Below are 12,938 nucleotides of genomic sequence, written 5' to 3' on the forward strand. Positions count from 1 at the left end.
CGGGTTTCCAGCGTCTCACCAAACGCGAAAAGGGTCAACACGATCACAGCGTGCTACGCCGACCACATCGCCGGGGCAGTGGATTTACCACACTGCGCGCTGTGGTGCCGGTCGAGTGACCGCCGGTGGCCGGTCGATCACTGCTCGGTGCGGAGTCAACCACGGACCGGCCGCGAACGCAACCACATGACGGCGGCACGTGCGTCTTTCCGGCAGCGCCGGGAAGCCGTCGGCGTCAGCGGATCGCGAAGCCGGGGTAACCGCCCTCGGCGCCGCCCCATATCTCGGTGACCCCGTCGACCCTTCCGGGCGTGTCGCCGTGGCGGAGCAGTTCGAGCAGTCGCTCGCAGTCCTCCCGACTGCCCTCCGCGACCACCTGCACCCGGCCGTCGCCCAGGTTGGAGGCGTATCCGAGGAGTCCGATCTCCAGCGCCCTGGACCGCGTCCACCAGCGGAATCCGACCTGCTGCACGGCGCCGCGCACCCAGGCGGTCATCCGGACGTCCTCGCTCATATGCGTGATTCTCTCACCGCCGTCTGCACGCACTTCCCACGCGACGCACCCCTATGCTCTACGCTCCCCATCATCACCCGTTCGGGTGAGCAGTACCGCAAGCCGCAAGTCCAGCATCCGGTCGGGGGGCCGAGGAAGAGGGACGGCACCTGCCATGCCCCGTCACGCCCAGGGATCCCAGACATCAGGATCCCAGACACCGGGACCTCAGACGCAGAGCCCTGAGCCGGCTTCGCACCGCCGCGGTGCGCACGCGGCGAGATCGCACCGCCGGGCCGCGCCCGCGTCACGCAGGCGGCGGAACAGCGGGGTGCCGCGCGCCCTGTTCGCCGTCAGCGCCACCGCCCTGGCGGTCGGAGCAGGCGGGGTATTCAGCGGCGTGCTGCCGCTGCCGCCCGGTATGCCCGCGAGCCTGGTGGTGGCCGGCGATCCGGCCAGTGCCAAGCCGCTGGCCACCATCGGCGCCGCACGGACCCCGCAGCCGTCCGGCAGCAGCTTCCGGGCGACCGGCGGGACCAGCACCCGGGACACCGCGCGGCCGTCGCTCTCGGCCGGCACCGGCAGCCCCTCGGCCAGCGCCTCCGCCAAGGCGTCGGCCCCGGCCAGCGCCACGGCATCGGTGAGCGCCAGCGCCTCGGCGACGCCGTCGGCCTCCGCCAGCCCCTCCGCGTCGGCCAGTGCCTCCGCCTCCGCCTCGTTCCCGGTCGCGGCCGCCACCGGCGGCGCGACCTCGGCCATGGCGACCGCCGAGGCCCAGGTCCTCTCCCTGGTCAATGTGCAGCGCGCGGCCAACGGCTGCGACGCCCTCAGCTACTCCGGTCCGCTCACCGTGCTGGCCCAGAACTTCAGCGCGGAGATGGCCACCCGCGACTTCTTCGACCACACCGACCCGGACGGCAAGACGCCCTGGGACCGGGCCGCGGCTCTGGGCATCACCAACCTCGGCGGCGAGAACATAGCCATGGGGCAGCAGACCCCGCAGGACGTGATGACCGCCTGGATGAACAGCGCCGGCCACCGCGCCAACATCCTCAACTGCTCCTACCACTCGCTGGGCGTCGGGGTGTACTACGGCACCAGCGGCGGCCCGTGGTGGACCCAGGACTTCGGCTACTGAGACCGACTGCGGATTCCTCCGAGCACCCCGTCGCATGAAAGGCTGGGCGCGGGTCGACAGCTGACGGAGGAACGGTGCAGATCAGTCACACCAGTGAGGCGAGTCCGGACGCCGCCGCGAACGAGGACTTCGTCATCGCCTCGGAGCGGTTCGCGGTGGTCCTGGACGGTGCCACCGACAGCGGGCTGCCCAACGGCTGCGTGCACGGCGTGGCCTGGCTGGCCCAGCGGCTCGGAACACAGCTGGCCGCGGTGCTGGTCACCGACCCGGAGTCGGACCTGCGCGGGGTGCTGCGCCGCGCGATCCTCGACACCCGCGCGCTGCACGCCGACTGCGATCTGAGCAATCCCAACAGTCCGTCCGCGACGGTCGCGATCGTCCGGGAGCGCGGCGGGATGCTGGACTGCCTGGTGCTCGCCGACGCCGCCGTGCTGGTGGAGCGGCGCGACGGCGAGGTGGTCGAACTCACCGACGACCGGGTGGACCACCTCCCCGCGTACGACCGCGAGTCGGTCAGCCGACTGCGCAACACCGAGGGCGGCTTCTGGGTGGCCGGCGCCGAACCCGCCGCCGCCGAGCAGGCCCTGACGATGAGCCTGCCGCTGGCCGGGATCAGCCGCTTCCTGCTGGTCAGCGACGGGGTGTCGCGACTGGTGGAGCGCTTCGGCTGGGGCCGGCGGGATCTGCTGGACCTGGTCGAGAAGCAGGGCCCGGCCGCCGCCGTGCGCGCCGTGCGGGAGGCCGAGCGGGCGATGCCCGAGGGCGGCTTCCGCGGCAAGCGGCACGACGACGCCACCGCGGCGTTCGGGACGACGTGGACGCGGCCGTTCGCGGCGTGAAAACGTGGGGCACGCGCACCCCGGCCCCCTCACGGCAGGTGCCGCGAGACCGGATCAGGAGTCCTGCCCTTGCTGTCCTCAGCCCAGCCCCAGTCGTCCCAGCCGCACACCCCGGTGCGCGAGAGCTTCGGCGCCCTCGCGGACGGCACCCCGGTGCACCGGTGGATCCTCACCGACGCCCGCGGCACCAGCGCCGCCGTCCTGGAGTACGGCGCGGTGCTGCACACCGTGCACCTGCCCGATCCGGACGGGGGCACGGAGGAGGCGGTGAACGTCGTGCTCGGCCACCCGGACCTCGGCGGCTATCTCGCGGAGCGGCCGCCCTTCTTCGGCGCGACCATCGGCCGCTTCGGCAACCGCATCGCCGACGGCCGGTTCACCCTGGACGGCCGCACCCACCAGGTGCCGCTCAGCGACACCCCTCGCGCCAACGCCCTGCACGGCGGCGACCAGGGGTTCGACGCCCGGCTGTGGTCGGCCGAGCCGGTCGAGGTGGACGGCGGCAGCGGCGTGGAGCTCTCCCTGGTCAGCCCGGACGGCGACCAGGGCTTCCCCGGGACGCTGCGGGCGACGGTGCGCTACAGCCTCGCCGAGGGGCGGCTACGGATCGACTACCGCGCCACCACCAGCGCGCCCACCGTGGTCAACCTGACCAACCACTCCTACCTGAACCTGGCCGGCGAGGGCTGCGACAGCGTCCTCGACCATGAGCTCACCCTGGCCGCCGCGGGCTACCTGCCGGTGGACCGGGAGCTGCGCCCGCTCGCGGGGCCGCCGGCCCCGGTCGCCGGGACACCGTTCGACTTCACCGCGCCCCGGCTGCTGGGCGAGCGCATCCACGACGAGGACGGGCAGCTCGCCATCGCTGGCGGCTACGACCACTGCTGGGCGCTGGACGGCGGCCGCACGGACGCTCCGCGGGTGGTCGCCGTACTGCGGCACCCGGGCTCGGGGCGGGTACTGACGCTCTCCACGACCGAACCCGGAATCCAGGTCTACAGCGGGAACGGCCTGGACGGCAGCCTGACCGGCCCCTCCGGACGCGGCTACGGCAGGTACTCGGGCGTGGCCCTGGAGACCCAGCACTTCCCGGACTCCCCCAACCGCGGGGACTATCCGTCCACGGTGCTGCGGCCGGGCGAGGAGTACCGCTCGTGCACGGTGTACGACTTCGGTGTGCCGGGGTCAGGGGGCAACTGACGGACTGTGGGGGGCTTGTCGCGCAGTTCCCCGCGCCCCTGGGGGACTGCAACTGAACCGCTGTGGGTCAGTCGCAGCACCTCAGGGGCGCGGGGAACTGCGCGGAGCTCAGCCTCGGGGGCGGGGAAGGCGCTGGCAGCGGGGGCAGAAGTAGCTGGAGCGGTTCATCCAGGCGGCCCGGCGCATCGGGGTCGCGCAGCGGTTGCAGGGTTCGTTCTCGCGGCCGTAGGCGTCCAGTGCACGGGAGAAGTAGCCGGACTCGCCGTTGACGTTGACGTAGAGGCTGTCGAAGCTGGTGCCGCCCACCGCCAGCGCCGCGCCCATCACCTCGCGGGCCGAGGCCAGCAGCAGTGCCGCCTGGGCCCGGGAGAGGGTGTCGGCGGGGCGTTCGTAGTGCAGCCTGGCGCGCCACAGCGCCTCGTCGGCGTAGATGTTGCCGACGCCGCTGATCAGGGTCTGGTCCAGCAGCGCGCGCTTCACGCCCGAGCTGCGGCGCCGCAGTGCGGCGAGGAAGGCGTTGTCGTCGAAGCGCGGGTCCATCGGGTCGCGGGCGATGTGCGCCAGCGACAGCGGGGCCGCCTCGGGATCGCTGGGGTCGGCGTCCTCGACCGCGAGACCGCCGAAGGTGCGCTGATCGACGAAGCGCAGCTCGGTGTCGACCGAGTCGGCGAAGCGGATCCTGACCCGCAGGTGGGTCTCGGCGGGAGCGGCCTCGGGCTGGATCAGCAGCTGGCCGCTCATGCCGAGGTGGCCGATCAGCGAGCTGCCGGTGCCGGGCATGGGCAGCCACAGGTACTTGCCGCGGCGCTGCGCCGGGCCGAGGGTCCGGCCGGCCAGCTGCGCGGCGAAGTCCTCGGCGCCCGCGGTGTGCCGACGCACCGCACGCGGGTGCAGGACCGTGACCGAGCTGACGGTCCGTCCGCTGACCCACTGGTCGAGGCCGCGGCGGACCACCTCGACCTCGGGGAGTTCAGGCACCTGCGGCGGGGTCCGCGGGAGTGGTCGCGGTCTGCTCCGGAGCCGGCTGCGGCTCGGCCAGACCGTGCTTCTCGCGGATCGAGTGCCAGGCGTTCTGCGCGGCCTTCTGCTCCGCTTCCTTCTTGGAGCGGCCGGTGCCGGTGCCGTAGTCGTCGCCGGCGACCCGGGCCGCGGCGATGAAGGTCTTCTCGTGGTCGGGACCGGATTCGGAGACCACGTACTCGGGGACGCCGATGCCGACGGAGGCGGTGAGCTCCTGCAGGCTGGTCTTCCAGTCGAGCCCGGCGCCGAGGTTGGAGGACTCCTCGATCAGCGGGTCGAACAGCCGGTGCACCAGCTCGTCGGCCGCCTGCAGACCCTGGTCCAGGTAGACCGCGCCGATGATCGCCTCAAGGGTGTCGGCGAGGATGGAGGACTTGTCGCGTCCACCGGTACCCTCTTCGCCGCGCCCGAGGCTGATGAAGGAGCCGAGCTCCAGACCGCGGGCCACTCCGGCGAGGGCGCGCGAGTTGACCACCGCGGCGCGCAGCTTCGCGAGCTGCCCCTCCGGGAGGTCGGGGTGGATCCGGTACAGAGTGTCCGTGACCACCAGGCCCAGCACCGAGTCGCCCAGGAACTCCAGGCGCTCGTTGGTGGGCAGGCCACCGTTCTCGTACGCGTACGAGCGGTGCGTGAGAGCACGTACCAGGAGGGCCGGCTCGAGTTCGTACCCGAGCCGCCCCTCCAGGACGGCATACCCGGTGTCGGCGTGTTGCAGCGCAGACGCTGACATCGTGTGTGTCACCAGCCGATCAGACCGAGAGGACCTGACGGCGGTTGTACGTGCCGCAGCTCGGGCACGCGATGTGGCCCAGCTTGGGCTCGTGGCAGCGGTCGCAAGCCACCAGGGCGGGGACCGCAGCCTTCCACTGCGAACGGCGGTGGCGCGTGTTGCTGCGCGACATCTTCCGCTTCGGAACAGCCACGGCTACTTCTCCTGGTTCTCGGCAGCACCCTCACGGGTACCGCTGTCTTCGCTACCGGCCTCAGATGCGAGAGCCGAGAGTCCCTGCAGAGCCGCCCACCGGGGGTCGACGGCCTCGTGGTGGTGGTCCGGGTCGTCCGTGAGCCGCGCCCCGCATTCGGAGCAGAGGCCCAGGCAGTCTTCCTGGCACACCGGCTGCAGCGGCAGTGCGAGCACCACCGCGTCACGCAGCACCGGCTCGAGGTCGAACAGGTCGCCCTCGAGTCGGGAAGCTTCCTCGTCCTCGTCGTCGTCCTCGGAGGTCTTGGACGTGCCACCGAAACGGTCCGCGGCCTCCGGGTAGTAGTACAGCTCCTGGAAGTCCGCTTCGAGCTCCTGCTCGATCGGCTCCAGGCAGCGCACGCACTCGCCCTTGAGGTCCGCCTCGACCGTACCCGTGACGAGTACGCCCTCGACCACCGACTCCAGTCGGAGGTCCAGCTCGACAGCGCTGCCTACGGGGACGCCGATCACCTCGATGCCGAGGCCCTCCGGCGCCGGGAGGGAACGGGAAACCTTGCGCATCGACCCAGGCCGACGTCCCAGCTCGTGTGTGTCAAACACAAGCGGATCGCGGTGGTCGAGGCGGTTCAGGGTTTCCTGCTCTCTACGGCGCACGTCGTCTGCAACGACTGCGGTGATCTGCGCATCGGCTACGCACGCGAACGTACGGGACGTTCGGGGCAGCCGACACTCCCCGGCGCTGAACAGGCCGGAGAGGTCAGACTACCGGAGGTCGGGCCCAGGTCCCAATCCGCCTGCTCGGCGCCTGCTCAGTGGTGCTGTCCGCCGCCGAGCTCGCGCAGCTTGCTGACGTCGATGAAGCCGGTGTCGAAGAAGCTGGTCTCGTCCAGGCCGGCCTGCTGCGGCACGTACTGCGGCGGCACCGGCTGCCCGTAGGCGTCGTACTGCTGCACCGGCTGCGGAGCGTACCCGGTGTACGGGTCGTACTCCTGCGACTGCTGCTGCGGGACCTGGGGCTGGTAGCCGTACTGGTCGTACTGCGGCTGCTCCTGCTGGTACACCCCGGGCTGGACGTAGGGGTAGCCGTTGGCGTCCACCTCGACCGGCTGCCAGTACTGCGGCTCGGCCTGCTGCTGGTGCTGCGGGTCGAAGTGCTGCTGGTCGTACTGCGGCTGCTGGTGCGACTGGTGCTGCTGCTCCGGCGGCAGCAGGCCGGCCTGGGCCAGCTCGGCGGCGACCGCGGCCTGCCGCTCGGCGCCCTGGTTGACCCCGGTGGCCTCGTCGGCCGCGGCCAGGTAGGCGCCCAACTCGTCGATGGGGCGCTTGCCGAGGAGCTTGTCCCGGCCCCGGCCGACCGCGTCCAGGGTCTTGCTGAGCGCGGTCTCCAGGGCGGCGAGCTTGACGTCGACGTACTCGTCCACCTCGGGGCTGGGCGAGCGGAACTGGTCCTGCTCGAACTCCTCGCCGTCCTCGCCCTCGACCGGGGCGCCACCGGTGCGCAGCTTCGCCCTGCCGCGGCCGATGGCGCCGAGCGTCTTGGTGAGCACCACCTCGAAGTTGGCCAGCTTGCTGTCGACGTAGTCGTCGGCCTCCCGGCGCTCCTCCTCGGACTCGGCCTTGGCCTCGGCCAGGATCCGGTTCGCCTCCGCCTGGGCCCGCATGGCCACCTCGGTGCCGGAGATCAGCCTGGCTCGCTCCCCCTGCGCCTCCCGGACGATCCGCTCCGCCTCACGGCGGGCGTCCTCGACCACCTGGTCGCCCTGCTGCACGGTCTGCTGGGCCTGCGCGAGCTCGGTCGGCAGCGCCTCCCGCAGTTCGGTGAGCATGGCGATCAGCTCGGCCTTGTTGACCACGATCGACGCCGACATGGGCATCGAACGGGAGTTCTCGACCGTCGTGGCGATCTCGTCGAGCTTCTGCTGCACGTCCACCTGAGCTCACCTGTTCGCGGGTGCGGGGGTCGCCCCCCGAGGAGTGGAGCCAGGAGGCAATGGACCGGAGCTAGGAACTCTACTGCCCGTCACTTCCGTTCGGCGATCCTGGCGACCAGACGACGGTGCACCAGCGCGGGCACCAGGTGCGAGACGTCGCCCCCGTAGGCGGCGACCTCCTTGACGAGGGAGGAGGACAGGAAGCTGTAGGTCGGGCTGGTGGGCACGAACAGGGTCTCCACCCCGGACAGGCCGATGTTCATCTGGGCCATCTGCAGCTCGTAGTCGAAGTCGCTGACCGCGCGCAGGCCCTTCACGATCGCCGGGATGCCGCGGTCGCGGCAGTAGTCGACCAGCAGACCGTGGTGGGACTCCACCACCACGTTGCCGTACCCGGCGGAGACCTCCTCGATCATCTGGATCCGCTCCTCCACCGTGAACAGGCCCTGCTTGGACTTGTTGATCAGCACGGCGATGTGGACCACGTCGTAGAGGCGCGAGGCCCGTTCGATGATGTCCAGGTGCCCGTTGGTGATCGGGTCGAAGGAACCCGGACAGACAGCACGGCGAACAGTGGTCTTCTCTTGCACGGCCATACCTCACTCGCTCCCGACGTCGCTGGCGGCGGCGCGACCGTACCAGAGAGTAGCCTCGCCGTAACGGCGCTCCCTGAGCGGTGTGAAGCCCTCAGGCCACCCGAACTCCCCGCCCCTGGTGCCGCGCTCCACGGTGGCGAGGGTGCCCTCGGCGAGCCAGCCCCCGGTCCGGAGTGTGATCAGGATCTCGCCCAGTTCGGCGTCGGCGACGGCGTACGGGGGGTCCATGAACAGCACGTCGTACGGGCGCGTCGGGGCGCCCGCGGCGAGCACCTTCTCGACCTGTCCGGAGCGGACCTCGGCGCCGGGGAGGGAGAGGGTGCGGACATTGGCCAGGATCGTCTTCACGGCGGCCTGGTCGGCCTCGACCAGCAGGGCGGCGGCCGCACCGCGGGAGAGCGACTCCAGGCCGACGGCGCCGGATCCGGCGTAGAGGTCGAGGACGCGCGCGCCCGCGAGGGAGCCGCGGAGGGATTCCCAGGTGGAGAAGAGGCCCTCGCGGGCGCGGTCGGAGGTCGGGCGGGTGCCCTCGCCGGGCGGGACGGCCAGGCGGCGGCCTCGGGCGGAGCCGGCGATTACGCGGGTCATTGCGGGGTCCTTCGTGGCGTGGATGTTGTGGACAACGCTAGCCGCCCGGGGGCTGGAGCACTGTTCGCGGAGGGCTCTACCACGTGGGGGGCTTGTCGCGCAGTTCCCCGCGCCCCTGTGGGGCTGCGGGGTTCAGCCCTTTTCCAGGTACTCCGCTCGGTCGTCGTCGACGAGGGCGCGGAGGGCGGCGGCGAGAGCGGGGTGGTCGGTGAGGTCCGGGTCGTCGGCGACCAGGTGGGCGGCCTCGTCGCGGGCCTCGGTGATGACGTCCTCGTCCTCCAGGACGGAGAGCAGCCGGAGCGAGGACTTCACGCCGGACTGGGCCGCGCCCAGGACGTCGCCCTCGCGGCGCTGCTCCAGGTCGATCCGGGAGAGTTCGAAGCCGTCCAGGGTGCCGGCCACCGCGTCCAGCCGCTGCCGGGCCGGGCTGCCGCCGGGCATCTCGCTGACCAGCAGGCACAGCCCGGGGGCCGAGCCGCGGCCGACCCGGCCGCGGAGCTGGTGCAGCTGGGAGACGCCGAAGCGGTCGGCGTCCATGATGACCATCACGGTGGCGTTGGGGACGTTCACGCCGACCTCGATGACGGTGGTGGCGACCAGCACGTCCACCTCGCCGGCGGTGAAGCGGCGCATCACGTCGTCCTTGGCGTCCGGCTGCATCCGCCCGTGCAGCACCTCCACCCGCAGTCCGGACAGCGGGCCGCCGGACAGTTCCTCGGCGAGGTCGAGAACGGCGAGCGGGGGGCGGCGTTCGTCGTCGGCGGAGGGCTTCTTCTTCTGGTCCTCGGCGTCGCCGATGCGCGGGCAGACCACATAGGCCTGGTGGCCCTTGGCGGTCTCCTCGCGGATCCGCTCCCAGGCCCGGGCCAGGAAGTTGGGCCGTTCCAGGGCCGGGACCACGTGCGAGGCGATGGGCGAGCGCCCGGCCGGGAGCTGGTCCAGCACCGAGGTCTCCAGGTCGCCGAAGACCGTCATGGCCACCGTGCGCGGGATCGGGGTGGCGGTCATCACCAGCAGGTGCGGCGGGCGTTCGGCCTTGGCGCGCAGGGCGTCGCGCTGCTCCACGCCGAAGCGGTGCTGCTCGTCCACGACCACCAGGCCCAGGTCGCGGAACTGCACCTTGTCCTCGATCAGGGCATGGGTGCCGATGACGATCCCGGCGTCCCCGGTGACCATGTCCAGCATGGCCTGCCGCCGCGCCGGGACGCCCATCGAGCCGGTGAGCAGCACCACCTTGGTGCCCAGGTCCGACCCGCCCAACATGCCGCCCTCGGCGAGGTCGCCCATCATCTCCACGATGGAGCGGTGGTGCTGCTGGGCCAGCACCTCGGTGGGCGCCAGCATCACCGCCTGGCCGCCGGTGTCCACCACCGCGAGCATGGCCCGCAGCCCGACCAGGGTCTTGCCGCTGCCGACCTCGCCCTGGAGCAGCCGGTGCATCGGGTGGGCGGTGGCCAGTTCCGCGAAGATCTCGGCGGAGACCGTCTGCTGACCCTCCGTCAGCGTGAACGGCAGCCGGGCGTCGAAGGCGTCCAGCAGGCCGTCCTTGACCGGGACCCGGGGGACGGCGGGCTGGGCGGAGTCGGCGGCGCGGCGGCGGGCCAGGGCGACCTGGAGCACGTAGGCCTCGTCCCACTTGAGCCTGGACTGCGCGGCGACGCGCTCGGCGTGGTTGGCCGGGCGGTGGATCTGCCGCAGCGCGTCGGCCAGCGGCAGCAGTCCGCGCTGCAGCCGCAGCGGGTCCGGCAGCGGGTCCTCCAGCGCCTCCCAGTCCAGGCCGCCGAGGAGGGTGTCGACCGCCAGCGAGACCTTCCAGGAGGGCAGTTTGGTGCTGGCCGGGTAGACCGGGATCAGCCGCCCGGCGAAGGCCGCCGCCTGGTCGGGATCCTCCTCGTCCATCAGCTGGTAGTCGGGGTTGATCAGCTGGCGGACCCGGTTGAAGACGCCGACCTTGCCGGCGAACAGGCCCTGCCGCCCGGGGCGCAGCTCGTGCACCCGGTGCGCCTGGTTGAAGAAGGCCAGGGTGAGCCGGCCCCGGCCGTCGGTGACCACGACCTGCAGCCGGTTGCCCTTGCGGCCCTTGAACGGGATGACCTCGGCCTTCTCGATCCTGGCCATCACCGTGACGTGCTCGTCGAGTTCCAGCTCGTCCAGGCTGGTGAGCTCGCCGCGTTCGACGTAGCGGCGCGGGTAGTGGTGCAGCAGGTCGCCGGTGGTGTGCAGGTCGAGGCTGTCGGCGAGCGCCTTGGCGCTGTTGCCGCCGACCAGCTTCTTCAGTGGTTCGTCGAGCGTGGACACGGTCGCCGGTCTCCCTTCCGCGTCAACCTGTACACCGCGGCACTGACAGCGCGGCTCATTCGACACCGATGAGCAGCGGTGATGTCGGCTGGCCGCCCCGGTAGACGACGGTGTCGACCACCGGGTGCGCCCGTCGCACATGCGCCACCAGCCGGTCGGCGACGGCGTCCTCGGCGCCCGTGCCGAGGATCAGGGTGACCATCTCGCCGCCGGCCGCGAGCATCCGGTCCAGCACCACGGCCGCGGTCTCCCCGGTGTCGGTGCCGATCACCGCGACGTCCCCGTCGATCAGGCCGAGCACGTCACCGGCCTGGCAGACCCCGGCCATGGTCCAGGACTCGCCCTCGGCCACCGCGATCTCGGCGTAGCGGGTGGCCCCGGCGGCGGAGGTCATCGCGACGACGTCCTCGTCGAAGCGCCGGCCCGGCTCGTGCACGGCGAGCGCGGCGAGGCCCTGCACCGCGGAGCGGGTGGGGATGACGGCGACCCGCACGCCCTCCTTGCGCAGCTGCTCGGCGGCGGCCCCGGCGGCGGCGCGCAGTTCGGTGTCGTTCAGCAGCACCACCACCTCGCGCGCGTGCGCCCGGCGGACCGCGGCGGCCAGTTCGGTGCTGGAGGGCGCCCGGTCGGGGTCGGCGTGCAGGACGGTCGCGCCGGACTCGGCGCAGAGCCCGGCCATCCCCTCGCCGTGGACCACGCTGACCACGCCCCGCGACCTGGCCGGGGCGTCCTCGTCCGGGCCGGAGGCGGCGGTGGCCGTCGCGGCGGCAGAGGCGAAGTGGGTGATCCTGATCCGGTGCGGACGGCCCGCCACTATGCCGGCCTCCACCGCGGCGCCCGGGTCGTCCACATGCACGTGGACGTTCCACAGGCCGTCGCCGCCGACCACGACCAGCGAGTCGCCCAGAGCCCCCAGCGACTCCCGGAGCGCCGGCAGGGTGCCGTCCTCGGCGTCCAGCAGGTAGATCACCTCGAAGGCCGGTCCGCCCTCGACCGCGACGTGCTCGCCGTGCGGCCCGGGCTCTGCCGCCCTGGTGCCGGCCAGTGCGAGCGGACCCATCGGTGTGTGCCCGGTCACGGCGTCGGCCAGCGCGCCCAGCACGGTCACCAGCCCGCGGCCGCCGGCGTCCACGACGCCGGCCCTGGCCAGCACCTCCAGCAGCAGCGGGGTGCGGATCAGCGCGGTGCGGGCGGCCTCGTAGGCGGCCTCGGCCACGGCGGCCAGCGCGATCCGCGGGTCCGCCCGCAGCGCGGCCTCCGCCGCCTCGGCGGCCGCGGCGGCGACGGTGAGCACCGTCCCCTCGACCGGTTTGGCGACCGCCTCGTAGCCGGCGTCGGCGGCGCGGCGCAGCGCCCGGCAGAGCGCCGGGCCGTCGGCGGGGCCGGCGCCGATGGCGGAGGCGATGCCGCGCAGCAACTGGGCCAGGATCACCCCGGAGTTGCCCCGGGCGCCCAGCAGGGCGCCGTGCGCCATGGCCCGCAACGCCTGCGGCAGCGAGGGGGCTTCGGCCCCGGCCCCGAACAGCCCGTCGACCTCCTCGGCGGCGGACTCCACGGTGAGGTAGAGGTTGGTGCCGGTGTCCCCGTCCGGCACCGGGTACACGTTGAGCGCGTCGATCTCCTCGCGGGCCTGCCCGAGCGCGGCCAGCGACAGCCGGCACCAGGTGCGCACGGCGGGAGCGTCGAGGGTGTCCAGCACCGTGGTGTCTCCTTGGCTGCGCGAGGGGTGTGCAGGCAGGTTACTCGGCTTCACCCGACGGATTCCGTTCCGTGACGCCCGCCGCCTCGCAGGTTGGAGCTCGGTGCCGGTTCCCGGACGGATGCGGAGCCTGCGGTGGTCACGTGGTAGTTTCGTTGTACGGAGTGAGCCGATGTATGCTGCTCCGGTTGCCTGGATCCCTCCGGGCCAC

Annotated in this window: 13 protein-coding genes; 3 read left to right on the forward strand and 10 right to left on the reverse strand. The window is 72.4% G+C overall.

The window, feature by feature from the left end; all coding sequences use genetic code 11:
• Window positions 1-235: 235 nt before the first annotated feature.
• Window positions 236-514, reverse strand: a complete 279-nt coding sequence (locus tag IF29_RS0134790) for an acylphosphatase (RefSeq protein ID WP_030263919.1) — start codon at window positions 512-514, stop codon at window positions 236-238.
• Between the two features lie 310 nt (window positions 515-824).
• Here IF29_RS0134790 and IF29_RS0134795 point away from each other — a divergent pair, with 310 nt between their 5' ends.
• From IF29_RS0134795 to IF29_RS0134805, 3 genes are all read left to right on the forward strand, one after another.
• Entirely contained in the window at window positions 825-1,631 is an 807-nt protein-coding gene (locus tag IF29_RS0134795) for a CAP domain-containing protein (protein WP_030263922.1), read from the forward strand.
• A gap of 74 nt (window positions 1,632-1,705) precedes the next feature.
• Complete coding sequence (locus tag IF29_RS0134800; RefSeq protein ID WP_030263925.1) at window positions 1,706-2,470, forward strand: protein phosphatase 2C domain-containing protein; 765 nt, start codon at window positions 1,706-1,708, stop codon at window positions 2,468-2,470.
• A 69-nt stretch (window positions 2,471-2,539) separates the two neighbouring features.
• Entirely contained in the window at window positions 2,540-3,670 is a 1,131-nt protein-coding gene (locus tag IF29_RS0134805) for an aldose epimerase family protein (RefSeq protein ID WP_232242720.1), read from the forward strand.
• Window positions 3,671-3,778: 108 nt separating this feature from the next.
• Here IF29_RS0134805 and mutM read toward each other — a convergent pair whose 3' ends face one another.
• From mutM to IF29_RS0134850, 9 genes are all read right to left on the reverse strand, one after another.
• The gene (gene mutM, locus IF29_RS0134810) at window positions 3,779-4,648 is read right to left on the reverse strand and encodes a bifunctional DNA-formamidopyrimidine glycosylase/DNA-(apurinic or apyrimidinic site) lyase (RefSeq protein ID WP_030263929.1); all 870 of its coding nucleotides are present in this window, start codon (window positions 4,646-4,648) and stop codon (window positions 3,779-3,781) included.
• Window positions 4,641-5,420: a ribonuclease III gene (gene rnc / locus IF29_RS0134815; protein WP_030263931.1), complete on the reverse strand. Its 780-nt coding sequence runs from the start codon at window positions 5,418-5,420 to the stop codon at window positions 4,641-4,643. The genes mutM and rnc overlap by 8 nt, the downstream gene beginning before the upstream one ends.
• Before the next feature lie 19 nt (window positions 5,421-5,439).
• Window positions 5,440-5,613 carry a 50S ribosomal protein L32 gene (rpmF, locus tag IF29_RS0134820; protein WP_030263933.1) on the reverse strand — a complete coding sequence of 58 codons (174 nt, stop codon included), beginning with the start codon at window positions 5,611-5,613 and terminating at the stop codon, window positions 5,440-5,442.
• Window positions 5,614-5,615: 2 nt separating this feature from the next.
• Window positions 5,616-6,176, reverse strand: coding sequence for a YceD family protein (locus IF29_RS0134825; protein WP_084715383.1), 561 nt, complete (start codon window positions 6,174-6,176; stop codon window positions 5,616-5,618).
• 248 nt (window positions 6,177-6,424) lie between these two features.
• Window positions 6,425-7,546 (reverse strand): hypothetical protein, encoded by a 1,122-nt coding sequence (locus IF29_RS0134830; protein ID WP_030263937.1) that lies wholly within the window; start codon window positions 7,544-7,546, stop codon window positions 6,425-6,427.
• 89 nt (window positions 7,547-7,635) lie between these two features.
• Entirely contained in the window at window positions 7,636-8,142 is a 507-nt protein-coding gene (gene coaD / locus IF29_RS0134835) for a pantetheine-phosphate adenylyltransferase (protein ID WP_030263939.1), read from the reverse strand.
• 3 nt (window positions 8,143-8,145) lie between these two features.
• Window positions 8,146-8,730, reverse strand: coding sequence for a 16S rRNA (guanine(966)-N(2))-methyltransferase RsmD (gene rsmD, locus IF29_RS0134840; protein WP_030263942.1), 585 nt, complete (start codon window positions 8,728-8,730; stop codon window positions 8,146-8,148).
• Between the two features lie 132 nt (window positions 8,731-8,862).
• Window positions 8,863-11,028 (reverse strand): ATP-dependent DNA helicase RecG, encoded by a 2,166-nt coding sequence (gene recG, locus IF29_RS0134845; protein WP_030263945.1) that lies wholly within the window; start codon window positions 11,026-11,028, stop codon window positions 8,863-8,865.
• Between the two features lie 55 nt (window positions 11,029-11,083).
• Window positions 11,084-12,727, reverse strand: a complete 1,644-nt coding sequence (locus tag IF29_RS0134850) for a DAK2 domain-containing protein (RefSeq protein ID WP_030263948.1) — start codon at window positions 12,725-12,727, stop codon at window positions 11,084-11,086.
• Between the last annotated feature and the right edge of the window lie 211 nt (window positions 12,728-12,938).

This window comes from Streptacidiphilus jeojiense, assembly GCF_000719095.1.
GTDB lineage: Bacteria > Actinomycetota > Actinomycetes > Streptomycetales > Streptomycetaceae > Streptacidiphilus > Streptacidiphilus jeojiensis.